Origin of the sequence: Nitrosopumilus sp. K4 (assembly GCF_018128925.1) — an archaeon.
Taxonomy (GTDB): domain Archaea; phylum Thermoproteota; class Nitrososphaeria; order Nitrososphaerales; family Nitrosopumilaceae; genus HKST03.
The window spans coordinates 343,104-369,686 of the sequence record NZ_CP067007.1 but is presented as its reverse complement, the minus strand read 5'-3'; the positions used below and the strand labels follow the sequence as shown (position 1 = coordinate 369,686).

30 protein-coding genes and 2 tRNA genes are annotated in these 26,583 nt (G+C 35.1%); 20 read left to right on the top strand and 12 right to left on the bottom strand.

Going from position 1 to position 26,583, the window contains the following annotated elements:
• Window positions 1-8 precede the first annotated feature (8 nt).
• From NsoK4_RS02140 to ileS, 3 genes are all read right to left on the bottom strand, one after another.
• Window positions 9-338, bottom strand: coding sequence for a hypothetical protein (locus NsoK4_RS02140; RefSeq protein ID WP_211687745.1), 330 nt, complete (start codon window positions 336-338; stop codon window positions 9-11).
• A 109-nt stretch (window positions 339-447) separates the two neighbouring features.
• Window positions 448-1,032, bottom strand: a complete 585-nt coding sequence (locus tag NsoK4_RS02135) for a ferritin-like domain-containing protein (RefSeq protein WP_211687744.1) — start codon at window positions 1,030-1,032, stop codon at window positions 448-450.
• 189 nt (window positions 1,033-1,221) lie between these two features.
• Window positions 1,222-4,419 (bottom strand): isoleucine--tRNA ligase, encoded by a 3,198-nt coding sequence (gene ileS, locus NsoK4_RS02130; protein WP_211687743.1) that lies wholly within the window; start codon window positions 4,417-4,419, stop codon window positions 1,222-1,224.
• 82 nt (window positions 4,420-4,501) lie between these two features.
• On the opposite strand from ileS, the gene NsoK4_RS02125 reads away from it, so the two are divergent.
• The 4 genes from NsoK4_RS02125 (at window position 4,502) to NsoK4_RS02110 (ending at window position 5,525) form a co-directional block, all read left to right on the top strand.
• Complete coding sequence (locus NsoK4_RS02125; protein WP_211687742.1) at window positions 4,502-4,639, top strand: hypothetical protein; 138 nt, start codon at window positions 4,502-4,504, stop codon at window positions 4,637-4,639.
• Between the two features lie 52 nt (window positions 4,640-4,691).
• A tRNA-Val gene (locus NsoK4_RS02120) sits at window positions 4,692-4,784 on the top strand.
• Between the two features lie 74 nt (window positions 4,785-4,858).
• On the top strand, window positions 4,859-5,260 hold the full coding sequence (locus NsoK4_RS02115; protein ID WP_249111108.1) for a cyclic nucleotide-binding/CBS domain-containing protein: 402 nt from the start codon (window positions 4,859-4,861) through the stop codon (window positions 5,258-5,260).
• 79 nt (window positions 5,261-5,339) lie between these two features.
• Window positions 5,340-5,525: a hypothetical protein gene (locus NsoK4_RS02110; protein WP_211687741.1), complete on the top strand. Its 186-nt coding sequence runs from the start codon at window positions 5,340-5,342 to the stop codon at window positions 5,523-5,525.
• A 497-nt stretch (window positions 5,526-6,022) separates the two neighbouring features.
• Here the strand turns inward: NsoK4_RS02110 and NsoK4_RS02105 are convergent, their stop codons facing one another.
• Together NsoK4_RS02105 and NsoK4_RS02100 are read right to left on the bottom strand one after the other, a co-directional pair.
• Window positions 6,023-6,193, bottom strand: coding sequence for a hypothetical protein (locus tag NsoK4_RS02105; protein WP_211689076.1), 171 nt, complete (start codon window positions 6,191-6,193; stop codon window positions 6,023-6,025).
• 1 nt (window position 6,194) lies between these two features.
• Window positions 6,195-7,040, bottom strand: a complete 846-nt coding sequence (locus NsoK4_RS02100; protein WP_211687740.1) for a TrmB family transcriptional regulator — start codon at window positions 7,038-7,040, stop codon at window positions 6,195-6,197.
• A gap of 134 nt (window positions 7,041-7,174) precedes the next feature.
• Between NsoK4_RS02100 and NsoK4_RS02095 the strand changes: the two genes are divergently transcribed.
• A complete protein-coding gene (locus NsoK4_RS02095) occupies window positions 7,175-7,879 on the top strand; it encodes a hypothetical protein (RefSeq protein WP_211687739.1) in 705 nt (234 codons plus the stop codon).
• A gap of 9 nt (window positions 7,880-7,888) precedes the next feature.
• On the top strand, window positions 7,889-10,804 hold the full coding sequence (locus NsoK4_RS10010; RefSeq protein WP_249111107.1) for a CFI-box-CTERM domain-containing protein: 2,916 nt from the start codon (window positions 7,889-7,891) through the stop codon (window positions 10,802-10,804).
• On the opposite strand, the gene NsoK4_RS02085 is transcribed toward NsoK4_RS10010, so the two are convergent.
• A complete protein-coding gene (locus tag NsoK4_RS02085; RefSeq protein ID WP_211687738.1) occupies window positions 10,805-11,896 on the bottom strand; it encodes a hypothetical protein in 1,092 nt (363 codons plus the stop codon). It lies immediately after the preceding gene.
• A gap of 1 nt (window position 11,897) precedes the next feature.
• On the bottom strand, window positions 11,898-12,503 hold the full coding sequence (locus tag NsoK4_RS02080) for a hypothetical protein (RefSeq protein ID WP_211687737.1): 606 nt from the start codon (window positions 12,501-12,503) through the stop codon (window positions 11,898-11,900).
• 154 nt (window positions 12,504-12,657) lie between these two features.
• On the opposite strand from NsoK4_RS02080, the gene NsoK4_RS10080 reads away from it, so the two are divergent.
• From NsoK4_RS10080 to NsoK4_RS02060, 5 genes are all read left to right on the top strand, one after another.
• Window positions 12,658-12,789 carry a hypothetical protein gene (locus tag NsoK4_RS10080; protein ID WP_256438679.1) on the top strand — a complete coding sequence of 44 codons (132 nt, stop codon included), beginning with the start codon at window positions 12,658-12,660 and terminating at the stop codon, window positions 12,787-12,789.
• A 69-nt stretch (window positions 12,790-12,858) separates the two neighbouring features.
• Complete coding sequence (locus NsoK4_RS02075) at window positions 12,859-13,287, top strand: hypothetical protein (RefSeq protein ID WP_211687736.1); 429 nt, start codon at window positions 12,859-12,861, stop codon at window positions 13,285-13,287.
• Between the two features lie 58 nt (window positions 13,288-13,345).
• Window positions 13,346-13,885: an inorganic diphosphatase gene (locus tag NsoK4_RS02070; protein WP_211687735.1), complete on the top strand. Its 540-nt coding sequence runs from the start codon at window positions 13,346-13,348 to the stop codon at window positions 13,883-13,885.
• Between the two features lie 9 nt (window positions 13,886-13,894).
• A complete protein-coding gene (locus NsoK4_RS10185; RefSeq protein WP_211687734.1) occupies window positions 13,895-14,152 on the top strand; it encodes a UBP-type zinc finger domain-containing protein in 258 nt (85 codons plus the stop codon).
• A 43-nt stretch (window positions 14,153-14,195) separates the two neighbouring features.
• Complete coding sequence (locus NsoK4_RS02060; protein WP_211687733.1) at window positions 14,196-15,968, top strand: M3 family oligoendopeptidase; 1,773 nt, start codon at window positions 14,196-14,198, stop codon at window positions 15,966-15,968.
• Between the two features lie 117 nt (window positions 15,969-16,085).
• Here NsoK4_RS02060 and NsoK4_RS02055 read toward each other — a convergent pair whose 3' ends face one another.
• Window positions 16,086-16,661 (bottom strand): hypothetical protein, encoded by a 576-nt coding sequence (locus NsoK4_RS02055; RefSeq protein WP_211687732.1) that lies wholly within the window; start codon window positions 16,659-16,661, stop codon window positions 16,086-16,088.
• Window positions 16,662-16,805: 144 nt separating this feature from the next.
• Between NsoK4_RS02055 and NsoK4_RS02050 the strand changes: the two genes are divergently transcribed.
• Window positions 16,806-17,960 (top strand): hypothetical protein, encoded by a 1,155-nt coding sequence (locus NsoK4_RS02050; RefSeq protein WP_211687731.1) that lies wholly within the window; start codon window positions 16,806-16,808, stop codon window positions 17,958-17,960.
• Here NsoK4_RS02050 and NsoK4_RS02045 read toward each other — a convergent pair whose 3' ends face one another.
• Window positions 17,961-18,512, bottom strand: a complete 552-nt coding sequence (locus tag NsoK4_RS02045) for a pyruvoyl-dependent arginine decarboxylase (protein WP_211687730.1) — start codon at window positions 18,510-18,512, stop codon at window positions 17,961-17,963.
• A gap of 113 nt (window positions 18,513-18,625) precedes the next feature.
• Here NsoK4_RS02045 and NsoK4_RS02040 point away from each other — a divergent pair, with 113 nt between their 5' ends.
• On the top strand, window positions 18,626-19,174 hold the full coding sequence (locus NsoK4_RS02040; protein ID WP_211687729.1) for a hypothetical protein: 549 nt from the start codon (window positions 18,626-18,628) through the stop codon (window positions 19,172-19,174).
• Here the strand turns inward: NsoK4_RS02040 and NsoK4_RS02035 are convergent.
• Window positions 19,136-19,327 carry a hypothetical protein gene (locus tag NsoK4_RS02035; protein WP_211688812.1) on the bottom strand — a complete coding sequence of 64 codons (192 nt, stop codon included), beginning with the start codon at window positions 19,325-19,327 and terminating at the stop codon, window positions 19,136-19,138. The genes NsoK4_RS02040 and NsoK4_RS02035 overlap by 39 nt on opposite strands.
• Before the next feature lie 148 nt (window positions 19,328-19,475).
• On the opposite strand from NsoK4_RS02035, the gene NsoK4_RS02030 reads away from it, so the two are divergent.
• The 4 genes from NsoK4_RS02030 to NsoK4_RS02015 all read left to right on the top strand — a co-directional run bounded on the left by NsoK4_RS02030 (window position 19,476) and on the right by NsoK4_RS02015 (window position 22,118).
• Window positions 19,476-19,550: transfer RNA gene (locus NsoK4_RS02030), tRNA-Thr, on the top strand.
• Between the two features lie 61 nt (window positions 19,551-19,611).
• Complete coding sequence (locus tag NsoK4_RS02025; RefSeq protein ID WP_371816010.1) at window positions 19,612-20,415, top strand: DsbA family protein; 804 nt, start codon at window positions 19,612-19,614, stop codon at window positions 20,413-20,415.
• Window positions 20,416-20,519: 104 nt separating this feature from the next.
• On the top strand, window positions 20,520-21,836 hold the full coding sequence (locus NsoK4_RS02020; protein WP_211687728.1) for a DEAD/DEAH box helicase: 1,317 nt from the start codon (window positions 20,520-20,522) through the stop codon (window positions 21,834-21,836).
• 48 nt (window positions 21,837-21,884) lie between these two features.
• A complete protein-coding gene (locus tag NsoK4_RS02015) occupies window positions 21,885-22,118 on the top strand; it encodes an Lrp/AsnC ligand binding domain-containing protein (RefSeq protein ID WP_211687727.1) in 234 nt (77 codons plus the stop codon).
• 215 nt (window positions 22,119-22,333) lie between these two features.
• Here the strand turns inward: NsoK4_RS02015 and NsoK4_RS02010 are convergent, their stop codons facing one another.
• The gene (locus tag NsoK4_RS02010) at window positions 22,334-22,738 is read right to left on the bottom strand and encodes a hypothetical protein (RefSeq protein ID WP_211687726.1); all 405 of its coding nucleotides are present in this window, start codon (window positions 22,736-22,738) and stop codon (window positions 22,334-22,336) included.
• Window positions 22,739-23,256: 518 nt separating this feature from the next.
• Between NsoK4_RS02010 and NsoK4_RS02005 the strand changes: the two genes are divergently transcribed.
• Window positions 23,257-23,547 (top strand): hypothetical protein, encoded by a 291-nt coding sequence (locus tag NsoK4_RS02005; RefSeq protein WP_211687725.1) that lies wholly within the window; start codon window positions 23,257-23,259, stop codon window positions 23,545-23,547.
• Window positions 23,548-24,213: 666 nt separating this feature from the next.
• Here NsoK4_RS02005 and NsoK4_RS02000 read toward each other — a convergent pair.
• Window positions 24,214-25,434 (bottom strand): cation:proton antiporter, encoded by a 1,221-nt coding sequence (locus NsoK4_RS02000; protein WP_211687724.1) that lies wholly within the window; start codon window positions 25,432-25,434, stop codon window positions 24,214-24,216.
• A 132-nt stretch (window positions 25,435-25,566) separates the two neighbouring features.
• Between NsoK4_RS02000 and NsoK4_RS01995 the strand changes: the two genes are divergently transcribed.
• Both NsoK4_RS01995 and NsoK4_RS01990 read left to right on the top strand, forming a co-directional pair.
• Entirely contained in the window at window positions 25,567-25,854 is a 288-nt protein-coding gene (locus tag NsoK4_RS01995) for a hypothetical protein (RefSeq protein ID WP_211687723.1), read from the top strand.
• Window positions 25,855-25,856: 2 nt separating this feature from the next.
• Window positions 25,857-26,546 carry a hypothetical protein gene (locus NsoK4_RS01990; RefSeq protein ID WP_211687722.1) on the top strand — a complete coding sequence of 230 codons (690 nt, stop codon included), beginning with the start codon at window positions 25,857-25,859 and terminating at the stop codon, window positions 26,544-26,546.
• Window positions 26,547-26,583: the final 37 nt, after the last annotated feature.

Genomic DNA, 26,583 nt, shown 5'->3' with positions numbered 1-26,583 from the left:
ATTATGAGTTAGTTTAGTTGTTCTTCAAGAAAATCAATTATCTGCAAAAATCGATCACGGCTTTTTCTCAATAATTCCTGAGGAAAATCTTCAATTGAAAAAACAATCTGCTGATGAAAACTTGGAACCAAGACTCCTCCTGATGTGACTAGTTGTTCAATCACATATCCTTGGGTAAGAGTGCATACAATTTCTTCATACGAATCTTCTTCTTCTTCTAATGTCTGCCTATACAACACAATAGGTCTATTAGTTCGAGTAACAATATCTGAGCCCTTTTTTAGAAGATCAGTCAAATGCTGAATCTGCCACGAATCAAGGCTGATCTGTTTTACCATAATTCTAATACGCATTTTTTCTATTTATTATGCCAGTTTAGCTAAAAGCTAGCTAATTTGTTGATTTTAGATTAGGAAATTTGACTCAAAAAAATAAGAAAGAAAAGAACTAGAGACTATCTAGAGATCTAGAATGTTTGCTTGTATGTGGTCTTTCACCAGAATATCTTCTTCTCATATGTCCTGATGGTCTTCCGTCAAGCAATTCTAAGAACCAAGATTCATGTTCAATTTCCTCTGCAAGAATACTTGCAGCTATGTCATATGTCATAGGATCTTTTCCATGAGTCATTTGGCAGACTTTGTTCCAATTGATGATAGCACCTTGTTCTGCTTTGAGACATTTTTCTAAAATCTCATTTAGAGTAGTGCTCTTATCAGATTGTAAGAAATCTGCACCTGCAGATTTGCAAAAATCTACAATATCTTTTGGAAACTCTCCTCCAAGTTGGAAGATTCTGTCAATGCATGATTCAAAGTGACTCAAATCCTCAAGCCTTGCATCTTCAATTACTCCTTTGATTCCCTCTCCATCCATTCCTGTACAGAATGATCTGAGATTTGTGAAGTAATAATATGCCACAAATTCGACTGCGGCGTTCTTTTTTAATTCTTCAATTAATTCATCAACGTCTACGCCGTTTTGCTTGAGAAACTCTACACCTACAACATGATGTGGTTTAGAATCTGACATTATGCTCTAACTTTTTGGTTGTCATAAAAAGCTTATTCTGATTTTATGATAATAGGATGAGAATAATTTTCCAGAGGAGTAGGGAAAATAGCGTTTGGGGACCTAGCCATTCTCCTCTGGAAAGGTGTTTAAAATTTATTTGAAAAAAGAATAAATAAAAAGTAAGATTGCAATGCACTCGTTTTTGAATTATTCTACGGAAATTCTAATCTTCTGACCATCAATATCATCGTCTTTGTATTCCTTGCAAGTTTGCTCAAAGTTTACTTGTTTTACTCTGACAAGAAATGCCAGGTCTTGAGATTTTTCTTTTAGCATTTCAAGGGATTCTTCATCCAAATCAAGAATGGATGCAACACCTAAAACATCTGTTGGATTATACCCTCTTTCTTTTCGCAGTGTTTGTAATCGTCTTGCAACGTCTTTGATTAGTCCTCTTGCCATCATCTCTTTGTTCCTAGTGGTTGAAATAAACACAACATAGTTGTCCCTTTTTGAAACTGCAAATCCTTCTTTTGCATCAAAGTCAATCACAAAGTCTTCAAGTTCCAACGAGATTGTTTTTCCATCAATTTGAAAATCAAATTTTGATTCTTTTTGAAGGGTTGCAAAAATTTCTTCAGGATCTGTCTCTGAAAAAATTTGGACAAGTTCTCCCATGTGTTGTTTTGCTTTAGGGCCAATTTTCTTTCTTTCCAACTCAATAACCGCAGTAACAGGCAAATCATTATTTTGTAATTCTCGTAATTGTTCAAATCCCGAATCAGATTCAATTTCAGTTATTGAAACTTTTTCAACATTTAGTTGTGAGATTAGCAAGTCAGACAAAGTTTCGAGTTTTTCTTTTTGTCCTTTTGAAACGCAGATGAGTGCTTCATTTAATGGCCATCTTCTCTTCAACTTCCCTTTCATTCTTGCAGCAGCAGAAACAGACACTACATCTTTCATAATGTCAAATGATTCTTCAATTTCTTCATTTACTAAGGATTCCTGATATTTGGGCCATTTTTCAAGAAGGATGCTTTTTTGCATACCAAAGACAGAACAATATAGATACTCGCTGGTAAATGGGCACAAAGGATGAATCAAAATATCCAGTGTTTTTAGAACTTCATTTAGAATTGCATAGATTGCCAGTCTTCGATTCTTTTTGGATTCATCCTCATCCCATAGTTCCCCCCTAGTAATAGGAATGTAAATTTGGCTAAGATTATTTATTATATAGTCATCAATTGCCTTTGCGGCTTCATGGAATTTGCACGCATTATTTCTTTCTGAGATTTTTCTGATTAATTTTTGAAGTTTTGACAATAACCAAATATCAGGTGATGTCAGCAAGGAATTTTCTTTTGCCCATGCAAGGGACTTTGTTTTATCAAAATTATCGTATTCACTGTTTTGTTTAAAGTACAGATGCAAATTAAACAAGGTATTGATGACCTGATAGGGTCTTGACATTAGTTCATCAGTGCTAAAGCTTAGCGGTTCAATAGGACTTGCCTTCCAAATAAAATAAAATCTTACAAGGTCAACAGGGTATTTCTCCAATAATTCTCCGCCATCAATTACATTTCCAAGGCTTTTACTCATCTTGCCACCTTTTTCATCAAGCACATGTCCTTGAAACAAAAATGACTTGTAAGGGGGAATTGGACCGTTGTTTAAAATTACATTTTCAATTAGTAATGTATATGCCCATCCCCTAGTTTGATCAATTCCTTCTGTAAAAAACGGAGCTGGAATTTCTTTAGAATATTCTTCATCAGATAGTGAAGAGTAAGGGGCAGAACCACTGTTGTGCCACGTATCAAGAACATATTCCTCTCTTTTTGTTTTTGTACTTTGGCAATGTTTGCACTTTATTGTAATCCTATCAATCCAAGGACGATGTAACTCAAAATCAGGACCATCAGGTAATTCTACTGCATTATCTACAATGTCTTTTCTAGTAAAGAACCAATTTTGTTTTCCACAATCGTCACAAATCCAAACAGGCAATGGGCAGCCCCAAAATCTCTCACGAGAAATACACCAAGGATGTTTTTCTTTTATTATTCCCAAGAATCTATTTTTTGGTTGATCAAAAAAATACTCTACGCTTTCTGCAGCATTAATTGCCTTGTCATCTAATCGATCCAGTTTGTAAAACCATCCTTTTCTTGCAAGCCAAACAATTGGATGGTGTGACCTCCAACACAGGGGATATTTGTGCTTGATTTTCCCAATTTTTACCAAAGCATTTCGCTCTTTAAGGTCCTCAACAATCGGCCTATCAGCATCTCGAACAAACATTCCTTCATACTTTCCTGCCTGAGATGTGAATTTGACCTCATCATTAATGGGATTGAATACTTTGACTTTGCGTTTATTTGCAATTCCAATGTCATCTTCACCATTTGCAGGAGATAGATGAACCAATCCGCTACCGGCAGTGGCATCTACAAATTCTTCTGAAACTGCAACATGGAAATTTTTTTCTTTAGAGCACTCATCTAATCCAGGAATCAAATCTAAAAGAGGATGGATGTATTTTTTGCCTTCAAATTCCGACCCCTTTACAGTTTTTTCAATTTTGTAATCTTCAATTTTTAATTCTTGCAAAAATTCTTCAAATCTTGTTTTTCCAATAACCCAGGTTTCATTTTCAATTTTTGCATAAACATAATCTTCTTCAGGTTGGAGTCCAACCATTGCATCTGTAACCAAAGTAAAAGGCATTGTTGTCCAAACAATCAGATATGCATCCTCATCTTGTAATTTGACTTTGTAGTATAACGATGGATCTTTTACTTCTTCATATCCTTGGTTAACTTCTGCATGACTAAGAGATGTTTGACAGTGAGGACAATACGCAATGACAGTATAGTCTTCTTCCAAGATTCCATTTTCATGGGCTTTTTTAAGAATTTGCCACTCTCGTTCAATGAAACTATCCCTATAGGTCCAGTATGCTTTTTCATGATTAAATGACATTCCAAGTAAATTATCAACTTCAACCCATTTGGAATTGAATTTTTTTACAAGACTTTTGCATTCTGCAACTAATTTTTCAATTCCTACTTTTTGAATAACTTCAGATTTTCCACCTGTAACTCCCAATTCTTTTTCAGCTTGCAGTTCAACTGGCAGTCCTTGAGTATCCCACCCCCCATTAAAAACAATTTTTTTTCCTTGTAATGTATTGTATCTATACCATAAGTCTTTGATGACTCTACCTCTCAGATGACCTGCATGTGGAATACCATTCATTGTAGGAGGTCCTTCAATAAACATAATTTTTTCAGGTTTGTCTGAATCAAAGATCAGCCTTTCAACATCAATTGATTTTGTGTATTCTCTTATCTGATTTTCAATGGATTTTGCATCAAATTTGGAAGATAATTCCATCAAAATTTGGTGTGGATGTGGCATTATAAAGCTAAATTGAAGTTTTGGAAATTCTATTAAATCACACTAACTGAATGAGTTCATGTTTAATTTTGACAAAATTCAGGAAGGGATGGTAAAGCAGTATGCGCAAAATACAAAGAAGTTCTATGAACATCTAGAAAATTGTGACGAATGCCAAAATAAATTGGCAAAAATGTGGAAGCATGCATTTGAGTAAATGTGTTTTGACAAACTAAAGACAAAAAAGCTTCTTGCATGGTAAATCTGATGGACCGGTCGTCTAGTTTGGTTTGGATGACGCACTCACACTGCGTAAGGAATTTTTCCCGCAAAGGTCGTGGGTTCAAATCCCATCCGGTCCACTAAATTTTTGAAAAATAACATTCACACTTGGATGAATTCTCAAACTTAAATATTAAAAAAATTAGGGTTTTTTGTGGGATTAGGAAAGACATTATCTGAAACGCCAGTACGGGAAATTATGTCAAAAGAACTCATTTCAGCGGATCCAACAACTACGTTGTTTCAGATTGCAAAAATGATGGAACAAGGAGTGGGAGCAATCCTAATAAAAAAAGACGGAGTGCCAGCAGGTATAATCACAGATAGAGATTTTGCCATACTGACTGCTGCAAACAGAATTTTGCTAGATACTCCAGTAGAAAATGTAGCATCATATCCTCTCAAAACAATCTCTCCTGATGAATCAGTGTTTGATGCGGCAGCATCAATGTCAGCATCAAAAATTAGAAAGTTAGTAGTAGTAGAAAATGGAAAAGTCGTAGGAATTATCACATCTACTGACATTGTAAATCTTGTCGCCCAAAACAAATACTAGATTTTTGTCTGATTTGAAAAATTTCAATCCAGTGTTTGATCAATAGTAATTGTTAAAATCTAAAAAAAGAAAAAGTTACGTGGATCTAAATCAGGCAAAGTTTGAATTTGAATCATCAAAGGAAAATTTGCTCAAGGCAATTCTGAAAAACAGAGAGTCATTAGACACAGAATCAGTATCTGTTGCCATCAAAGAATATCTCAGAAATCACGATAAATACAAGTATGAAAAAAACAAAATTTTTGAAATTTTGTCAAAATCATAAAAAAAATTAAGAAAGAATCCAACCTAAGTAGTAAGCACACGTGTATGACTGTCATCTCTTGCAAAAGCAAGATCTAATTTGCGTTGCAGGTGAGTAAAATAACAAATCTCAGAGCAACAGTCTTTTTTACCTACCACAAATGGTTTTACACAGACCAAACAGGTTTTCAAGAGCATCCCCCTCTAACACTACCCTTGATTTTCATCAATACATTATCTGTTATTTGCAATAGATTTGACAGTTCGAGATCAAAAACTTCATTTGTCATTATTTCATGTGTTGTTTGGTTTTCCATGCCCATCTTTCTACAGTATCTGTTAGGTTACTTGCAATATAACCAAGTATTTCGAATATGTGTAAGAATTGGTTCGAATCACATAAAATGAAAAATCAAAAGAAAAATCAGAGAATATAAGGTTTAGAAGTTTTCACTTGCAGATTGTTTAATTTTTGCAAATACTGCATCAGTCATCTGAAGAAGATTATCAAGTTCTGACTTAGTCACAGTAACCACCCAATTGTTTTTTGATCTTCATTACGACATCATCGGTCATCTTTATCAAATGCTCAATCTCCAAGTTATCTAGGTGATCACGACCCTCATGAATCGAATGTCTTGCAATTTGTCCCACTTCATTATGCAATGCCTGTATTGCCATAACGCTCATACTATACCATCTCTCCTTTTTCCCAAGACAAGTCAAATAACATACTCATCATTTCGACTAGGGTTTCAGAGTCAGACCACCATGCGAAGGTCTGTCTTGTTGGATGGTTTGCATTTCTCATAAAGATGAGTATCTCTTTTGAATCATTAATTACAAAGCACTTTTTGTCCGAACCAGATACCAATGAACGAATCTTGTCCTGATCCAGGTCAGAAACAAATTCAGGCTTTTTTGTCATTGGAGAAATGACCATTTTTAGTTCAGTTGGAGCATTATCAATCCAATCAAAGACATCTGAATGATACAGACGCAACACATCTGCCATGCTTCCAAATACCCGGATGTTTTCAGTACTGGATCCTACCATCTCTTTGATTTTGTTTGTGATGGCTGCCAATCCATGCAATAACTGCATTTTTTCAGATTTTGACTCATCAGTCTCAACTACAAAGAATGGTAGTTCATTCCACATTTGAGATAAAGACTCTTCTTTGCCAGCAAGATATTCAATTCTTTGCTGTTCTTGTTTTACGAGTGTCGCAATTGCCTTTTTCATCTCCAACGAAGTGTATTTTGTAGGATGTGACAGTTCTGCAGTCACAAGACCCATGTTTTGGAGTGAGTTTACCAGATGATATGTCTCAGTTCGTGGCAATTGGAGTGCTTTTGCTATCTCTGAGGCCGTCTTCGATCCGTACTTTCCAAGATAGATAAACACCTTACTTTGGTTTGAGGTCAAGCCAAAATTGATTAATTCATTTTTTATTTTCTCCAGAGTAATCTTATGTTTGAACAATTCAACTTCAGATTCATTGTCAAACAGGGTAAGTTCTTGTGTTGTATTCATTTTCTATAGGATAGTTAGGTAACTTTCAATATAACCAAGGATTTCGAGCCTGAATGGAAAGTAGTTCGATTGAATCGAACTACCCCCATTTGTGTCTGAATGAAAAAATAATTCTGAGTCTTTATAAGGGAACCGTGGCAAAAAACAGAGATATGAAAACATGGGTTTTACTTACATTAACCATAGTTACTACCAGTTTAGCATTATTTTCAGGAATTTCGATAATCAATCCAGATATGCTACAGGCACACGGAGGAATCACACTTGACCCTGACAATGCAGCCAATTCCATAATTGTCCATACGCAAAGAGAGGGCGAATATGAGATTCGAACCTACGATTCATTCTCAAGAATAGGATTTGTATCAGGCGAGGGAAATTTTCTCTTAGAATCAGTACCCAGTCTAGACAAAAAGGAGTTCTACCAGTTTATCAAAGATTCACTAGATGATAAAAATCCATTAAAAAAAGAGCAAATCAACATATCAATTGACATCTATTCAGGAAATGGCAAATTAATTGAGACATTAGAATATGACAAGTGTAGTTTAGGCGAATATTTTGTTCATGCGGTGGATTCTCTGGGCAAAATTCAATTTATTGAAGGAAAAGATAACATAGAGATTAGAGAAGTTACAAAATTTTTCTGTCAATCATTTACCCTTTCATTAGACAGGTTTGGAAAAAATCTAAATGAAGAAATAGTGTTTGAAAAACCAGATATCGAACCAAATGAGGGAGATTTGCAATACAATTCAATGACAAATACGCTTCAAAGATATGAAGATGGGCAATGGGTCGACATTAGCGGGAAAGGCGGTCCAAAAATTCAAAGATAGTCATAAATCATGAAAACAAAATGGGTCTTTCTCATACTGTCAGTTACATTAATCCCTATTTCTGCAATTGCTCAAATCCCAGAACAAGAAGGCATCATAATCACAGTTACATCTGATGCAAAAGCAAAGGTAGCACACACGCTATTTCCAGAACCATTTGTATCATCAGTGGATGTAAATCTAATTTCTGACCAGATTTCAGGCATATTGGCTTTAGATGAAGACAACATACTACTTGTAACTACTCAAGACAAAGACATGCTAAATATAGCATCATTAGGCGCGACAAAAGTGGATTTAACCTATAATGCAAATATCATTTCATACAAATCAGGTATTTTCAAGATAAATTATCATAGCGATGAGCAATCAAAGGTCATATTACCACCACTCTCAAAACTTGTTTCTCTCAATACAATACCAATGGAGGTAAATGAGAGAGAATTTGTTTTGCCTCCAGGCGAGATTGTGCTCAGTTATTCAATTAGGCAGGTAACATCCCAGGAATTCTCAATATCACAAAACGATGCTGAATACCTAATTGAGTTTATCACAGGTGCAAAAATAGAGGAACTTTCTGCAGATAGCAACGAAATCAGATTCAATATCAAAGACAAGGCTGTAATTCTAGGAATAATCCCAACATCACTGTTCTTAGATATCCAAGACGCTTCATTAAATGAGGAAAAAGTAGATTTTCAAAAATTCTTTCAAAATTCTACCCATTCATGGATAAGAATTGATCCTCATGAGAAAGGAACAATCAAAATATTCAATAAAATCCCAGAAAAGACACCAGAAGGTGGAGGGTGTCTTATTGCCACAGCCACATTTGGCACTGAAATGGCGCCACAAGTCCAGCAATTACGGGAGTTAAGAGACAGTACCGTGCTTTCAACAGAATCAGGCACATCATTTATGAGCGGTTTTAACCAGATTTACTATTCGTTCTCACCCATAATTGCAGATTTTGAGCGCCAAAATCCGATTTTCAAAGAGACAGTAAGAATTTCAATCACACCAATGCTTTTCTCACTATCAATACTAGACCATGTAGAGATTAACTCTGAACAAGATATGATTGGATACGGTGTTGTAGCAATTATGATGAATATTGGAATGTATATTTTCATTCCTGCGGCAATAATTTACAAGGTTCAGTCCATTCGAACCTCAATAAGGCCTCATTCGAACCAGTCAATTATATCGAAATATACCATAAATACAGCATTGAAATACAGCCTTTTCGGCCTCATTGTCCTTACGGTTTTAATTATTAGTGTAAATTCAGCTTTTGCTCAAGAGGCACCATCTGAAGATCCAGAGGAACTCCATCCAATCCAAGCAATTCTAGATATGGCACAAGAAAGTGCAAATGAAGCAGTAGGAGACGACTCCTCATCAACAGCATCTACGTTGCTTGAAATGGCAGAATTAGAATATCAAAAGGCAATAGATGCTCTAAATTCAGGAGATGTTGATGGAGCAGAAGAATCAGCACTAGTTGCAATGGCATTGTTTGAGGATGCAACAGAAACAGCAGGTGGAGATTCAGAACAATTAGTGTTAGACCAACTGCCACCAGGTTTTGGGGCTGCAGTTGACAGTACAGCAGACAATGAGAATATCCAGGGACAGGGTCTAGGAGTAGGGTCAATTCCGCCAGGAATAATGAAGCAATTATTGGCTCAGGATATTTTTAACATTCAAAATGAAATAGTGGAAAGTGATTTTGATGTTGAAAACCTTCAGAATTTGGCATCATCTAACAATGTTAATTTAGATTTTACACCATATCAAAATTCAGTTAATCAAGCAAAAGCATTATTGGCTGCAGGTGACATTCCAAATGCTAAAAATCAATTAGCAGCAGCTGAACAAATTAAAGATGAACTTATTCAGCAAATGCAAGAACAAATTTCCGAGGATAATCCACAAGAAGAAGAATTCATTGAAAACACAATTGCTGAAATTAATCAAATGTTAGAAAATAGAGAAAATCTAGGATTAACTCAAAAAGCAATCAGAGAATTACAAAATGCATTAGAAGTTCTAGAAAGTGGTGATACGGATGCAGCATTAGAGATTACCAAAGGCAATAGTGAATATGCAAAAGAGATTAGAGAATCAAGAGGAAACAGTGGTAATGCACCACCAGGTCAAGGTGACGAGACACCAGGAAACAGTGGTAATGCACCACCAGGTCAAGGTGACGAGACACCAGGAAACAGTGGTAATGCACCACCAGGTCAAGGTGACGAGACACCAGGAAACAGTGGTAATGGTGGAGGACCAAGTGAGATTCCAGGATTTGGAGCTGCAGGAGAAAATCCTTCAGAAGAAGCATTTGAAAATGGTCAGGGAGTAGGATTAGGAAAAATCCCACCAGGACTTGCAGAGTTATTTGGATATACTGAAGCAGTAAACAATGGTGGAGGACCAAGTGAGATTCCAGGATTTGGAGCTGCAGGAGAAAATCCTTCAGAAGAAGCATTTGAAAATGGTCAGGGAGTAGGATTAGGAAAAATCCCACCAGGACTTGCAGCAATTTTTGAAAGCATAGATTTCAATTATGATGATGATTGGGAAGATGATCCTGTTAACTCAGATTATGATAGAACAGTCAACCCAGGATATCTTAAGAGTCTAGAAAAACAGCTAGATGCACGCCAAAAAGCACAGGAAGCCAGAGAGGCTGCTGCAGCTAAGATAAACAACAGACTTCAGAGTTTCTGTGATGAGCATCCATCCCATCAAAGATGTACTGATGGACAACCAGGTCAGGGTGGCGGCGATACCCCAGGTCAGGGTGGCGGCGATACCCCAGGTCAGGGTGGCGGCGATACCCCAGGTCAGGGTGGCGGCGATACCCCAGGTCAGGGTGGCGGCGATACCCCAGATAAAGGAAATGGCAAAAAGAAATAGTTACAAACGTTTTTTAATTTTTGAATATTTTGAATCTGAAATCAACTTTGAATTATGTAAGGATTCAAGATGATCCAAGACTTGTTTTGAAAAATATTCAGAGAATTCTTTTTCAAAGTTTTTGTTGTTAGATTTTTTTTCAGATATTTCAGGTTTTGTTACATATGCAAGTTCTGATTCTGATGGAGATTTTTTTGGTTTCTTGAATTTTTTCACAACAATTCCGGCAACAATCACTGCAGGAATTACAACTAAAACAATTCCAAGACTCGAGTTCTTTTCCCATTTTGCAGTGATCGTTGTAGGACCGTCAATTATCACCTTAGCAGAATCTCCATCAGATTCTATAACAGGGCCATCCCATCCAATCAACACATTCATTGTAAATCCTTCCATAGGAGCAGATGCACTAATGGATACCTCATCATCTTGTTTATACCAACCACTTCCAGTAGTTGTCCCAATATCAGAGACAACATTTAGCTTGTACTGAGTTTGGGAAACAAAGTCAATCACATGGGGTTGAGACATTGTTATTGGAGGAGTGATAAAAAAATTGGATTCGTTTTCAGGCAAATTCCTAAAATCATGTTTATCAAGAGCCCATCCTGTAATTTCTTGTCTAACTTTATTTTTTTCAACAGGAATAGTAGTAGGAACAGTTACAGATATTTCTGAACCTGCATCAAACCAATTGTCATTTGTTGGTGAAGTAGGCAAAAAAGAGTATTCATCAGTTCCAGATATCACAAGAGGATATTGGGGCACTGCAGAGAAAACAATTTGAGAAACACCACCAGGGATTTCAAGATGAATTACTCCACGAGGTGTTCGGTCTATAGAAACAGAGTCTTTTCCATCAACAGAATAAGAAACAAGATTAAATCTGCTTGATTCATCACGTACCCATGAATGGTTTTGGTTCAGAACATACTTCCCATCTGAAGATAAAGGTACCTCATAAGATTCAGAAACATCATCTTCAAAAATTACAAAAAGATTAGATGTTTGAGAAAAGGCAGTATCATCAAAAGATGTTCCAAATAGAAAAGAACTGAAAATAAACAAAAATACAAAGAGTTTAAGATTCAAACTATCCAACCACCAATTCTTCGAGTCCAGAATATTTTGAATCAAGTTTTGATTGGATTTGATTCAAATTTTTAGTATAATCGCTAATTAAACTCTCATATTTTCCTCGAGGGATTTTTTCATCATCAAAATCAGAATTTATTTTTTTTAGAGTTTTTTCACATCCTGTCTTTTTTGCCAAAAGCAAATAAAATTCATCAGGAATAGGCCAGTTTAATTTTGGCAACTCAAAAATTTCTCCAATTGGCTCGGAGCTCTCTCCACGAAAACTGTCAATTTCTTTAATCTTTTGAAATCTATATGCAGTCAAAATATACCGTACATCATTTGCAGCATATTTTAATTTCTCAACCAAACCGCATTTTAAAAGAGATTTTTCAAGGGTCAGACGAATCAGATCCTGTTTTGATTTGTCATTTTCGCCCGTTGCAATTTTTGCGATTTCAGAAAGTTTTACGGGGCCCATTTTTTCAGAAGATAGATCAGCAATAGCAAAGAGTATTTTGTGTGTGAGAAGATCCTTTGAGCCATCTTCAAGATATTTGAAGCAATTTTCTTTGAGGTTTTTTACCTTCAAAATTCTTCCAAATAGATCCTCTTCACTCAACAAATCAATCACATCTTTTCTTTATAACTAGCACAAAAGTGGATAGACATATTATTTTTGATAAATACTGCATATTTTTTGTTCAGAATGTAGAATTTTGAAATCAAAATAGAAAAAACCCTACTTAAAATAACATTAAAAAATCAATTAATCAATGAAAGCAAGATTCAATGGAAAATGTGTAGAATGCGGAGAGGCAATCAAGGTTGGAAAAGAGATTCTCAAAAATTCAAAGGATCAATGGGTGCACAAGGCTTGCTCTGATTTAGAAGAAGAACTACCGTAGCAAATGGGACAAAAACCAGTACAAATTAGTAAAAAATTTTTTAAATCAGGACAAAGATTTGGGATTAAAATGAAAGTAACTTCAAGCATAGTCTTTGCAATGATTGCATCATTAACAATCCTAATGTTCCCATCAGAAATTGTCGCAGAGACACAAACACCAGAAAATACCACAACTGTCACTCCAATTAACGAAGAGATTAGCTTGCAAAAGACAATAACAACAATGACAGTTCCCGAAGGCAATACTTTGCCATGGGGTTCAGTCAGAGGGTCTGCATCAGAATATGTTGAAAGGTATCCAGTAATCATTCAATTCTTTGATGAATCTGAAGAAATGGTTCATGTTGCACAAGTGGATGTAAAAGGAGATGGATCCTATGAATACAAATTCAGAGTCTTAAACGTAGACGAGAGTGGAGAAACTGAAAAAATATTCGACGGTCAATATACCGTAATGATTTTCAAAGTAGTTCCAAACCAAGACCAGACCATCTAAATTTTTCTTCTTTTTCATAGAATTCATATATCGAATGGAATGATTGATGAATTATAACATGAGTAAAAATTTTTGGCATGATATTGAACCCGGCGTGGATATTCCTGAGATCATCAATGTGATTGTTGAAATTCCAAAAGGTTCAATGAACAAATATGAATATGATAAAAAACACAACATGATAAAACTAGACAGAGTTTTGTTTTCACCATTTCATTATCCAGGAGATTACGGGATTGTGCCTCAAACACTATCTGATGATGGAGACCCATTAGATGCCCTTGCACTTGTAACAAACCCCACATATCCGGGGATCTTAATTGAAGCAAGACCAATAGGATTGCTGCAAATGAAAGACGATGGAAAGCTAGATGACAAAATTATTTGTGTATCAACAAATGATCCCAGATACTTACACACAGCAGATATTTCAGATATTGAGGACCATTATCGTTCAGAGATTGCACATTTTTTCCAAGTTTACAAAGATCTCGAAGGAAAAAAAGTAGAGATCTTAGGATGGAAGTCAGCCAAAGAAGCCAAAGAAGTAATCATAGAATCAATAAAAAGATACAAAGACACTCTCAAAAAATACTAGATTTTGAACATGCCAAAAGAATGTGAACATTTTTCCGAGGAAAACAAAGGCATGTTACCAAATACCAAAGGATGTGAAGAGTGCGAGAAAGAGCATCTCCCCACAGTGGCGCTTAGAATGTGTCTTACTTGTGGCCACGTAGGATGTTGCGATTCATCAGTAGGCAAACACGCTACAAAACATTTCAAAGAAACTAGACATCCAGTAATGATTGCGGTTCAGGAAAATTCATGGAAGTGGTGCTATATCCATGAAGAATATTATTGATTACTAGTTTCATTTTTTAATAGTCAAAAATAGGTAGTTTCAGATGTCTCAGTACAAACTTGACAAGTGGGATTTATCAGAACTTGCAAAAGATCCAAAAAGTCCAGCATTTCAAAGACAAGTAAAAGAACTAGAAACATCCGCTAGAAAATTTGAAAAAATTAAAAATAGCCTCACACCAAACATATCATCAAAAAAATTCATATCAATTTTACACGAATTGGAAGGTATTTCTGAAAAAATGAGCAAGGTTGGAGGGTATGCATCATTAGCGTATTCAGCAGACACTCAATCTGATGAGGCCACATCACTTATGACGAAGATTTCAAAATTAGGTTCTGAGATTTCAAACAAGATTTTGTTTTTTGATTTGTGGTGGAAGACACAAGTTGATGATAAAAACGCCAAGAGGTTAATCAAGGATGCAGGTGAATTGTCAGAATACCTAAGCCACAAAAGACTAGTAGCGAAATACTCTTTGTCAGAACCCGAAGAGAGAATCATCAATACACTTGACGTTACAGGAATCTCAGCTTTGGTAAAATTGTATGACAAAATCACAAATGCATACAAGTACAAAATGAAGATCGGAAACAAAACAAAAAAAATGACAAGAGAGGAATTAACAAATTATGTCAGAAACACGAATCCAAAGATCAGAGAGACAGCATACAAAACAATCCTAACAAAATATTCTGAAAACAAAGGAGTCTTAGGAGAAATTTATCAAAATATTGTTCTGAATTGGAAAGACGAAGGAATTGAAATTCGTGGCTACAAATCACCTATTTCTATGAGAAACATCGGAAATGATGTAGAGGATAAAACCATAGAATCACTGCTTTCAGCATGTAGAAAAAACTCACCAGTATTTCAAAAATTCTTCTTACAAAAAGCAAAGATGCTCAAGATAAAAAAACTAAGACGCTATGATCTTTATGCGCCGGCTGCTGCAAACATTAAAGAAAAAAACTATCAATACAACAAATCAGTAAAATTAGTTTTTGAATCATTAGAGAAGTTTAGTCCAAAACTCAGAGATTATGCAAGGCAAGTCTTTGATGAAAAACACATAGATTCTTCAATCAGGCCTGGAAAAAGAGATGGTGCATTTTGCAGTACACTTTCACCAAAAATTACACCATATGTACTTGTAAACTTTACAGGAAAGTCAAGAGATGTGTTTACACTTGCACATGAATTAGGACATGCAGTCCACAGCCAAGCAGCACAAGATAGATCAATACTTGTGCAAGATGCACCTCTGCCATTAGCAGAAACTGCTTCAACATTCTCAGAATTATTATTGTACGATAACATTTCGGAAAAAATTTCAGATGATGAGAAAAAGATCATGTTATCTGAGAAAATAGATGACCTATATGCAACTATAATGAGGCAATCATTTTTTACAATTTTTGAAGTAGCAGTACATGAACAAATTGGAAAAGGTACAACAGTAGATGAGATATCAAAAACATATCTAGAAAATCTCAAAGAACAGTTTGGTAGATCAGTGGTCCTATCAGATGACTTTTCAATTGAGTGGAGTTGCATTCCACACTTTTATCACACACCGTTTTACTGTTATGCATATTCTTTTGGCAATTTGTTGGCATTGTCTCTTTTTCAGAGATATAAAAAAGAAGGCAAAGACTTTGTTCCATCTTATATCAACATACTTGCAGCTGGAGGTTCAAAGAAACCAGAAAAATTACTATCAGAGCACGGATTTGATATCACTTCACCAAAATTCTGGAAGGAAGGCTTTGACTATATTGACAGTCAAGTAAAAGCGCTAGCATCACTAAACTAGAAATTTTGAATGATAATGGGGCCGACAGCCCAACGCATGGGCTGTCGGCTTGTCCCCCGAACGGTTTGAATTCGATGTCAATACATTTTCATAAAATATCAGATTTAAACCTTTGAATCATTTTAGATCCAATTTTTTCGGGCTTATCTTCCTAACAGAACCAAGCAGGATCCCTATAGTAATTCCCAACTGATAAAGAAAATACAGGAATACTTCAAAAGTGCTAGGGGTCAATTCTGTAAAACGGCTGATTCCAGTCAATACCAAAATGAATACACTGAAAAAGAAAACAAACGCTTTTGCAACACCATGAATCTGAGTAAATTTTAGTAAAACAAATGTCATAATAGTTACAGATATAGCTAATACAGTTAGAAATCCAGTGTTCATCCCAAACAACAAAAATAGTAAAGATGCAATATCAGCCGGACTGCCAGTTTGAAGAACATTTGATAAGTCAATTTTTTCAGGAGATGCAAATCTCGGTACGCTAAGAATGGCATTTGCTAAAAACAAAACAAAAAGAGATACAGATACAGTTTTTACATGATTTTGCAGTCTAGGAAATCGAATCAAGATGGCCCTTCCCAAAATGATTCCCTGAAAAACCCCAATGCCAAAAGCGCCCAAAACAGAAACAATAGAAAATACCGGATCTTGAAAAACATCCACAAGGAAAGGTATCAAGGCCATATGACAACATATGAGAACTTGTTCTCAATATTAGTGAATAGTACAAGATTGTTCATGATTTATCAAATTTTTTCACATAATCCATGAAAAAGAAAGTTACAAAACAAGAATAAATTTAATAATTTCATCACAAGGGAGCAAACCATGTGGAAAGTTTTTGGGTTAATGATGATTTCAGCATTAGTCATACTGTCTACAAATGGAGTTTATTCACAAGAGATGAGTTTGGCAACATTTCAGGAAACTGCCCAAGTGATAATTGACAAAAGTATTTCACAGAATGTAACTGCATCCATAACATTACAAAGCACGAGTATTCAGGAGATTAAATTTCCAGCAGAACTAGAACAAAAAATTAGAGAGAACGGAAAAATATCTGCCATCACATTGACTAATCAAAACCAATGCATCCTGGGAGTAAATAATGAATCATGCATCATGATAAACGTAGCAAGAGACCCAAAAGATAAGAATTTTCTACAAATTCAAAACTCCACTCTAAAGGTATCAGAGCAATTCATAGATGAATTAAATGAATTCTTTGATACAAATGCAGAGTTACATTCAACATTCATTCACGGTAATGACCAAACCAGTGTTGCATTAGAAACATCAGGAGTTATTTCAGGAAAAGGCACAGTTTCAGCAGTATATACAATGCCAATGGAAGACACACATTCAATGTATGAAAAAATTTCTGCAATTCTTCTTCCAAAAGTAATTAGAGATTCAGATGGGTTTTATAATGTAGCAAAAAATTTATCGCTACATGAAAATGCAAAAGTTACATTTTCAATCATTCCAACTGAAAACAGATCATTGCTTCAATTAAGATTGTCAACAGACTATCCACAAGCAGCACCTGAAATCAATCAGGTTAACATGTTAGAATTTTTGAAGACAGATGAATTAAAAAGATCCAAATATTTTTCATCAGGATTTTACCCATTAAATTCAATCATCCAAGTAGTAGTATTATCAACTGAAGAAACAAATGTATCAGATGTGAGAGGAAACATTCTTGAAACCCAGATCATAGATGGCGAAAAAATTCCAACCGAAATTACAAAGGCAGGATGGATTTTTGATCCAGAACAAGGAATGAGAATTCAAGGCAAATACATTTTTGGAGAATCTACCAAAGTGAAAGCAAATGAATTGATGTTTTCATTAGGAGGTGAAAGATTGCAATCAGCAGAAATCGGTAAAGAGTATGATGAATCAATCATAGTTGTTGCAATCATAACAATTGTGGCAATTGCTGCTGCAATATTTTATCTTAAAGGATACAAAAAATAATCAAACTAGAAGCACAGCTGCTGCAAACACAGTTGTCCATTTACCGTCTTTATCACCTTTTGCAGATTGTGTAATGTTTTGTGTTTTGTAAATTTGACCAGAAATTGTCCATTGTTGTCTTTTTTCATCCCAGCTTTTATCCAAATCAAAAGGTATTCCCAAGGAAGATGCAAGCATTTGGGCAGCAATATCTTCAGCATAATCGCCAGACTGTCTTTCATTTTGTCCAAATGATTCGTATTCTGAGAGATACCCATATCTTTCAGTGTCTTTTGGTCTTGCAATTCCAACAGACGCAGAACATAATCTGTGGGGTTCATTTGTTTGATTTTTTGAATAAATTGTAAACAATATCTGTCCAGGTTTGATTTGTTTCAACCCTTCATTTCTTGAAATTAGTTTTGCACAAGGTGGAAATATACTTGAAATCAAGACCAAATTAGTTCCAGCAATCCCTGCATCCCTTAGAGCATATTCAAAACTAGTCAGCCTATCTTCATGTACACCCTTTCCTTTTGTGAGGAATAATTTTTTGGCAACCAGATCTAACAATTCTTTTTTGTTGAAAAGATTTTTACTATTTATACTTTGAGAGATTATTCAAGACACAATACACCCAACTAATTATTCGCTAGACTTTAGTAGAATATCATAAATCATATCTCGTGTTTGAAGAATTTTTCCAGTCAGATGGTTTTGTGATTGGATATTATGCACTAACAGTGGGAGCATCACTTCTTCTGGTAAAAGAAACCAAAAAACGAATACAAGATCTCAAAAATGGGATAAGATCCATAAAGTATGCACCTATTGCTTTTGGTATATTAGCTGCATATGTTATTTTTGCATATGATTTTGTAGAAACAATTCCATTTCTAAATTGGAGTTGGCTTGGATACAATATAGCATTTGGTCCCTTTGCCGATGAAGGAATGTGGGGAATTATTCCATTTGTGCCATTATTGCTATACATGTTTATTCATATCAATTATGTAGAAGAATTGTATTTTAGAAAATCAAAAAAAATGGTAATCGCTTGGGCATTTGTACATATTGCCATGGGAGTAAAGGTACACATGGCAATCATCTTGTTGCCAATAGGATTTTTGTTTAAATATATTTATGATAAAAAAGGCATAAACGATTCATATGCAATGCATTTTGCAACTAATATTCTAGTGGTTCTTACGCTTTTTCTTTCTTTTATCATCTGATTGTGGTTTTTGTGTAAGAAAGAGATAAGTGAAAAATGCACCTAAACCAAAATTTATCACACCCATAAAGGTGATCATCACAGTTTGTGAAGGAGGGGCAACATAGAGTCCCATAATCATACCAAGAACTCCAGTTCCAAAAAACATCATCATTAAAACTTTGATTTTGGTACGTGCTATACGTTTCACATATAGGATTTTTAATTTGACATTATAAATTGACAGGAATTAGAGCAGATCCAATTTTAAAAAACAGATTCAGGTAACACTTTAAAGCTTCAAAAAATTCATTTTACTTCGTGCCAATGTAGCTCAGCCTGGCTAGAGCATTCGCCTTGTAAGCGAAAGGTCGTGGGTTCAGATCCCGCCATTGGCTTTTTTTAATTTTTATCAAATTTGGCAATACGAATAAGTATGCTAGAACTTCGATCAAAGTATTGGAGCCAGAAGAATCAAACCAGATCAACACCAATGAGAAAATCATTATAAAAAAATCTAGTTTTAATGCAGTTGTAATAGGGATTATCATAGTTGTTGCAATCGCTGCATTTTTTGCAGGTTCTTACACTTCCAACCTTAATTCTGAGCAGATTACTCAAAAAGATCTTGATGATGCCATAGCAAAACTGGAATTAAAGATTCTTCAGAGCAGGCTCCCAACAGAACAACAAAAACAACCAGTTCAAATTTCAGCCGATGATGATCCAGTAAGAGGAAATCCAGATGCACCAATAACAATAATAGAATTTTCAGATTTTCAATGTCCCTTTTGTGCAAGATTCCATGTTCAGACACTCCCATTGTTATTAGAAAACTACATTGATTCAGGTAAAGTAAAATTAGTTTACAGGGATTTTCCAATTCAGAGCATACATCCAAATGCCATGCCAGCAGCAGTTGCAGCAGAGTGTGCCGATGATCAAGGTAAATACTGGCAATATCATGACAGATTATTTGAAAATCAGAACCAGTGGAGTGGGTTAGATACAATCGATGCTATTGCAGTGTTTGGTCAATATGCACTGGATTTAGAATTAAATCAACAAGAATTCAATACTTGTCTTAATGGTGGAAAATATGTCAATGAGATTAAAAAAGATCTTGATGATGGAAGAGAATACGGAGTGTCAGGCACACCAGGATTTTTTATAGGAAATGACAAACTCGGATATATTGAATTAAAGGGGGCTCAGCCATTTGAAAGTTTTAAAAAAGTTCTAGATTCACAGTTAATGTCGTAAAAAATAACAAGCGTTTATTAGACCTAAAATGGCATTTGTGATTATCGGAATAATGACGGGTAAGCAATGAGCTTTATCGTCATTGCTTAAGAGAAGAAAACAAAATGACAAAATTTCAAGATTTAGGATTAAAAGAAGAAATACTGAAGGGGTTAGAAGAGTTGGGATTCCAAGAAGCTTTTCCCATCCAAGAAGCAGTAATTCCAGTTTTACTTACAGGTAGAGACGTAGTAGGTCAAGCTCACACAGGTTCTGGAAAAACAGCTGCATTTTCATTATCAATGTTACAGGAGATTCAACCAAAAAAAGGGATTCAAGGACTTGTAATGGCTCCAACGAGAGAACTCGCAATGCAAATTACTGAGGAGATAAAGAAATTTGGAAAACACACAGGAATCAAAGTAGCAACAGTTTACGGGGGTCAAGGAATGGGCCTTCAATTAGATGCATTAGAAAGAGGAGTAGAGATTGTCGTTGCCACACCTGGAAGATTAATAGATCATCTGAAGAGAGGTTCAATTGAGCTAAGAGATATTTCCCATATCGTGCTAGACGAAGCAGACACTATGCTAGACATGGGATTCATAGACGATATTCAGTTCATTTTAGATTTAGCACCTGAAGACAGGGTTATGTCATTATTTTCAGCAACAATGCCAACAGAGATCCTCAGATTATCTGAAGAATATTTGAAAAATCCAAAACAATTTTTGCTTGATGCAGATGATCTTAGCGGCGAAGGAATCGACCAAGGGTATCTAGTGATTAAGGACAGAGACAAATCAAAATATTTAGTGGATTTTATTAAACAGACAAAAGGACAATGCATTGTATTTTGTTCAACAAAGTATCGAACAAGAGATGTTGCAAAATTCCTTCATCAAGAGAAATTTGATGCAGTGGCAATAGAAGGAGACATGTCACAGCACAGAAGAGAGCAATCAATGGCTAAATTTAGAAGTGGAAAGGCAGACATCCTAGTTGCAACAGATGTTGCATCAAGAGGAATAGATGTTCCAAGAGTAGAGCTTGTAATTAATTACGATGTACCTAATCAAGAAATGGCATACTTTCACAGAATTGGAAGAACTGCCAGAGCAGGGGCAAAAGGCAAAGCAATCACATTTGTATCATATTCATCAGTAGGAGATTGGAATTTAATCAAACGTCAAATCAAAGTTAGTTTGACTGATTTAAACAAAGAGATGGGAATTGAAATTTCAATCCCAGATCCTCTAAAGAGACAAGTCCCATCTAGAAGGTTTGGAGGTCAATCAAGATCAGGTTACTCTAGAGGAGGACGTTCAGGCAGATATGGTAGTTCAGACAGAGGAGATCCAAGAGATGAAAGAAGAGGAAGAAGAAAATACAGTGACCGTGGTGGTGGAAGAAACCGATACGGCGGTCGCAGTAGATGGTAAGTGCAAGACTTAAAGACGACCAAAACATTATTCATTTAAGAAAAAACAATGCACAAAGGATTCATTTTATTAAATTGTGATCTTGGGGCCGAAGAATACATCGTTGAAGAATTAAAACAAATGGAAAATGTCAAAAATGCATATCTTACGTTTGGAGCATATGATGTAATTGGAGAAATACAAACAGAAAATCAAGACGGATTTGAAAAAGCAATAGCACAAATCAGACAGCTGTCCAGAGTAGTGAGTACAATGACATTAAACATCATAAATCCCGAATAATTGATCTAAGCTAGATTGTCAGTAATTCTTTTGTAGAAACTATCAAAATCAGAATGGTTTGCACGCCAAGAAGCGGTTTTTGAGATGGTGCAAATTACTAAACCCTTTAGGAGCACATGGATTTTCACCAATCAGGCAAAGCCCCTAATGAGAATTAATTTTTAGAAAATAAAAAAGAGGTTAAAAATAAAATAGAAGAATCAGTCAAAATACTATTAACGGCTTGCTTTTCTTTTAGCATTTGATGTTTTGGTCTTTGCTGTACGCTTTACTTTTGATGAGGTATTTTTTGCAGAACGTTTAGGTTTAGGCACAGTTTTCTTCATCGATTGTTTAGTATTTTTTACAGATTTTTTACCTGTACGCTTTACTTTTTTTACAGCACGTTTGACTTTAGGTGCAGTCTTTTTGGCAGCTTTTCTGACTGTTTTCTTTGCAGTCATTTTTGAAGATTTTTTTTTCAGTTCGTCACGTGCATTTTTTGCTTCATCATAGGTCAGATGCCCAAACTCCACTGCATCATCTAATATCTCATCAGCTCGTTTGATGCCATCAACAATTGCTTTGTCAGCTCTTTTAAGAAATTTTGAAAGATATCCTGAATTCTTTTTTGTTGTCATGTATAGTACACAAATTCTAAGATATTATGCTTTTCTTATCAGGATTCTGTGTATTTGGAGGGATTTCGATCACAAAATTCTTCATGTTTACTTCAGGGGTTTTTGAATTTTGAGTGAATTTGATATTTTCGCAAATTCATTAACTGTTTTTCTAATTGGAATTTCTTATTTTCTAGGATTTAGTCATGTGAGGTTTAGATATGATAAATCATCTAGCCAACTAAAATAACCAAGAGAATAATTGATCTAAGCTAGATTGTCAGTTATTATTTTGTAAAAACTATCAAAATATCATTGATTTGCACGCCAAGAAGTGGGTTTCTCGCTGCAAATCTTCGCTGAACTTTAGTTGCCATATCATTGTATCACAGATTACTTGTGTGCCTCAATACTGCTTATTAAGTAAAAAAATTAAATTCGTAATTTTACAAAATTTGGATTCGAAATATTTTAGATTTTGATGTAATATGTAATAATGATTGTTACAGCTTAATTAACTAGAACGACCCTAGTACTGTATGGCACTTGTTTCAAATACACTCATAAAAATATTAGATGAGATTAATAATGAATTGATCAACCAGATTTCTTTGGCAAAAAATACAGATACAAAAATAGATGCAAGGCAACTTTTCCACCAGTCAAAGACTCTCAATGATATAATTATGATCTCTGAACTTTCTAATGAAAACAAATTGATGTTGCAGAAATTTTCAACTACTTTAGTGCAAGACAATACAACAGTCAAAAGCCTAAGATATGAAAAACAAGATCTTGAAAGAATTCTTTCCAACATTACGGACATCTAAAAACATTATATCATTATGCTTAGTCTGATGTAGACTGCAGAAACATATTTTATTAGAAATGTTTAGTGTTTTACAATAACATTCTAATTTTCGTCATCTTCCCAACTATTCTCCAAATATTGTGGAGCTCTATAATCGATCTCTTTTGCTTTAATCAGAGGGATAAATTTGTGACAGTCTGTGCATTCATACATGTCCTTGAGCCCTGCCATTCTTACTTTTGCATCATTGAAAAAATTCCTGTAACAGTTTAGGGAAATTTATTGACCATAGTACAGATAATTAAAAAAATAAAGATATTTTGTGATTATTGTCATGCATCAAAATTTGTAACTGATCAAATTACGGGGGAGATTATTTGCTCAAGTTGTTGATTTGTTATTTCAGAAAATGCACAATGTCCTGTGTTAATAGTACATTAGATTCTTTGAAGGCCTGAACCATAAGGAGTGAAAGTTTGGCTCACAGACCAACTGCCATTTTGCGAACATTGGTCAAGTGGAATACTTTCCAAAAATTTCAAGCAGAATCTAGTGGCGCATAATTGATCTAAGCTAGGTTATCAACTAAATTTTTGTAGAAACTACTCGGATATTAGTCAGTTAACATCGATTAACTGATATTGGCATCAACCTAATATTGCAATGCCTCCATTGGGTTATGAAGTTATTTTCTTTGTAATTCTTTTTTATATGAATTCTGAAGCAAGATAGGAGTTATGAATATGGTTGCCAAAATAACCAAAACCATTGTAGAATAAATTACATCACCAAACACACCAGCGGATAATCCAACACCAATCGTGATAAATGCTACTTCTCCTCTGCCAACCATCCCATATCCAATACGCAATCCCTTGGATCTGTTTTTTAGCATAAATATCGATGGTACACCACAGCCGATAATTTTGCTAAAAACGGCTACTGTTAAAATCACTATAAAGAAAACTAAATTCATTTCATTGATTTGAACAAGATTGACATGGGCGCCGATAATCACAAAAAATAAGGGTTCTACTATTACCTTCAGCCTACCTACAAATTCCTTTACCTGGCCTGCAAGTTTTGATCCTGCAAGGCCCATCCCTGCAGCAAATGCACCGACGATGGGATTCAATCCTACAGTTGAAGCAATAGCTGCAAATCCAAACGCTGAACCCAAGGATGCTGCCTCTTTGGCCCCTCTTGCTTCCAAAGAGGAAGGTTTTGTCATAGCTACACTGTGAACTATCTTAGGGAGCAAAAACACTGCCCCCATTAAAATTAAAAACCAAAGACCGATATCTTTTGCAATGGTGACAGTTATTGATTCAACACTTGGCAGTGAATGAAGAGCAATTAGTGAAATTATGGCTGAAAGTACAGCTAATCCGAGTATGTCGTCTAAAACCGCAGCATTTACCAAAATATTTCCTTCCTCTGATTTTTCCTTTCTGATCTCCTCTAGAATTGTTACTGCAACTACAATGCTAGTTGCACTTAATGCTGCACCGATAATCACAGACACCATCCAATCAAAACCAAACAGAACAGAAACATAATACCCGGAGGCTAGCGGAACTATAACTCCCATGATTCCCACCACAGCAGACTTGTACCCTGCTTTTATCAAATTATGAAATGTAAAGTGGAGTCCGGCTGAGAACAAAATAATAATTCCTGAAATCTGCCAAAGAGACAACATTACATCATTTAGAACCACTATAGGATTCTCAAAGAAGGGGATTATGCCTCCTAGTGCAAAAGGTCCTAAAAGTACTCCAGCTAAAACAAACCCTACAATTTCTGAAATTTTGAAATGTTTAAAGATCCTACCAAATAGCATAGCTGGTAAAATCAAAAATAATATTCCCACAATTGTGGGTATTACATCAAATTCTGTAACCATACTCTTAACGAAATTATTGACTTAATAAAAAACAACTATGAATAGTTGAGAGCATAACTTAGTCTTTACAAAAAATTCAAGCAGAATCTACAGGCGCATAATTGTTATATGAGATAATTTAGGTTCAATAAAATGGAAAAAATTGAGTACGAGGGTACAGTCTGGGCAATAAATCACAACAACCCAGAACCACTTGTAGAACATGCATTACATCAATTAGAACTACATGGAGTGAAAAAAGAAGACATCGTACTCACTGATGCACCTGAAAATGTGAAGGTAGGAGCTATTGTAGTTGAGATTTGGCCATACCATCTTGATGTTGCAAGGGTAAGAACAATTAGAAATGAATCATTTATCAGTGGAACAGTAATGACAATCGAATTAAAATTGGATGCAGAAGGCGAATATACAGATTAGTTTTGAAAAAAAGTAAGAAGCAAAATATCATCATAGCAGCAGTTGCAATAACTATTGTCAGTGCAATCATAAGCTATAATTTTTCAGTTGAACAAACAAAACAAAAAGGACTTCAATTCGGAATAGAATTAGAACAAATTCAAGAAGATGTCAAAGAATTGCAAACAAAATTTTATTCTGAAAAAACAAAGTGGGAAGAAGGAGACATTTCAAAAGAAGATCTGATCAAATATTATGACGAACATTTGAAAAAATTCAAAGAAATCATTTCTAGATATGACACATTAGATCCTCCTGAATTATTCAAAAGTTCAGTTGAATTGCTAAAACTGTCATCTGAAAAACAATTAGAAAGCGATTCAGAATTCATAGACTGGATTAAAACAGGAAATAATGCAGCAAAGGTAAGATCCGATGCTCAACTCCAAGAATCCTTAGAGTATGAAATGTTAGGTCTTGTTGAATTCTATTCAGCAAAAACAGGAATAAAAAATTATGACGAACCAGAAGAATTTCAGGCCCCACAAAGCGGATTGACAAAAAAAGTTCTAGAGATAACAGAAACCAAAAAAATGCAATGTGACAATGAATTCAAAAATCAAGACGGAGAGTTTGAGTCAGACAAAATGGAAGTAGAGTGGTTTAATTGCGTTAATGAAGCAGAGAAATGGAAGATTGAGCACTTGCCTTGACTAAGGAAACTTCTTTAAAGAATAATTTAGAAAAAGA

What these genes read in the sequence shown, in the direction of transcription:
- NsoK4_RS10185 (WP_211687734.1), top strand. Translation starts at nt 13,895, where the DNA reads ATGCCAAAAGAATGTGAACATTTTTCCGAGGAAAACAAAGGCATGTTA.
- NsoK4_RS02005 (WP_211687725.1), top strand. Translation starts at nt 23,257, where the DNA reads ATGGCACTTGTTTCAAATACACTCATAAAAATATTAGATGAGATTAAT.
- NsoK4_RS02055 (WP_211687732.1), bottom strand. Translation starts at nt 16,661, where the DNA reads ATGGCCTTGATACCTTTCCTTGTGGATGTTTTTCAAGATCCGGTATTT.
- NsoK4_RS02135 (WP_211687744.1), bottom strand. Translation starts at nt 1,032, where the DNA reads ATGTCAGATTCTAAACCACATCATGTTGTAGGTGTAGAGTTTCTCAAG.
- ileS (WP_211687743.1), bottom strand. Translation starts at nt 4,419, where the DNA reads ATGGAATTATCTTCCAAATTTGATGCAAAATCCATTGAAAATCAGATA.
- NsoK4_RS02140 (WP_211687745.1), bottom strand. Translation starts at nt 338, where the DNA reads ATGGTAAAACAGATCAGCCTTGATTCGTGGCAGATTCAGCATTTGACT.
- NsoK4_RS02035 (WP_211688812.1), bottom strand. Translation starts at nt 19,327, where the DNA reads ATGATGATGTTTTTTGGAACTGGAGTTCTTGGTATGATTATGGGACTC.
- NsoK4_RS02050 (WP_211687731.1), top strand. Translation starts at nt 16,806, where the DNA reads ATGTGGAAAGTTTTTGGGTTAATGATGATTTCAGCATTAGTCATACTG.
- NsoK4_RS02105 (WP_211689076.1), bottom strand. Translation starts at nt 6,193, where the DNA reads ATGAGCGTTATGGCAATACAGGCATTGCATAATGAAGTGGGACAAATT.
- NsoK4_RS02000 (WP_211687724.1), bottom strand. Translation starts at nt 25,434, where the DNA reads ATGGTTACAGAATTTGATGTAATACCCACAATTGTGGGAATATTATTT.
- NsoK4_RS10010 (WP_249111107.1), top strand. Translation starts at nt 7,889, where the DNA reads ATGAAAACAAAATGGGTCTTTCTCATACTGTCAGTTACATTAATCCCT.
- NsoK4_RS02125 (WP_211687742.1), top strand. Translation starts at nt 4,502, where the DNA reads ATGTTTAATTTTGACAAAATTCAGGAAGGGATGGTAAAGCAGTATGCG.
- NsoK4_RS01995 (WP_211687723.1), top strand. Translation starts at nt 25,567, where the DNA reads ATGGAAAAAATTGAGTACGAGGGTACAGTCTGGGCAATAAATCACAAC.
- NsoK4_RS10080 (WP_256438679.1), top strand. Translation starts at nt 12,658, where the DNA reads ATGAAAGCAAGATTCAATGGAAAATGTGTAGAATGCGGAGAGGCAATC.
- NsoK4_RS02020 (WP_211687728.1), top strand. Translation starts at nt 20,520, where the DNA reads ATGACAAAATTTCAAGATTTAGGATTAAAAGAAGAAATACTGAAGGGG.
- NsoK4_RS02060 (WP_211687733.1), top strand. Translation starts at nt 14,196, where the DNA reads ATGTCTCAGTACAAACTTGACAAGTGGGATTTATCAGAACTTGCAAAA.
- NsoK4_RS02015 (WP_211687727.1), top strand. Translation starts at nt 21,885, where the DNA reads ATGCACAAAGGATTCATTTTATTAAATTGTGATCTTGGGGCCGAAGAA.
- NsoK4_RS02010 (WP_211687726.1), bottom strand. Translation starts at nt 22,738, where the DNA reads ATGACAACAAAAAAGAATTCAGGATATCTTTCAAAATTTCTTAAAAGA.
- NsoK4_RS02100 (WP_211687740.1), bottom strand. Translation starts at nt 7,040, where the DNA reads ATGAATACAACACAAGAACTTACCCTGTTTGACAATGAATCTGAAGTT.
- NsoK4_RS02070 (WP_211687735.1), top strand. Translation starts at nt 13,346, where the DNA reads ATGAGTAAAAATTTTTGGCATGATATTGAACCCGGCGTGGATATTCCT.
- NsoK4_RS02075 (WP_211687736.1), top strand. Translation starts at nt 12,859, where the DNA reads ATGAAAGTAACTTCAAGCATAGTCTTTGCAATGATTGCATCATTAACA.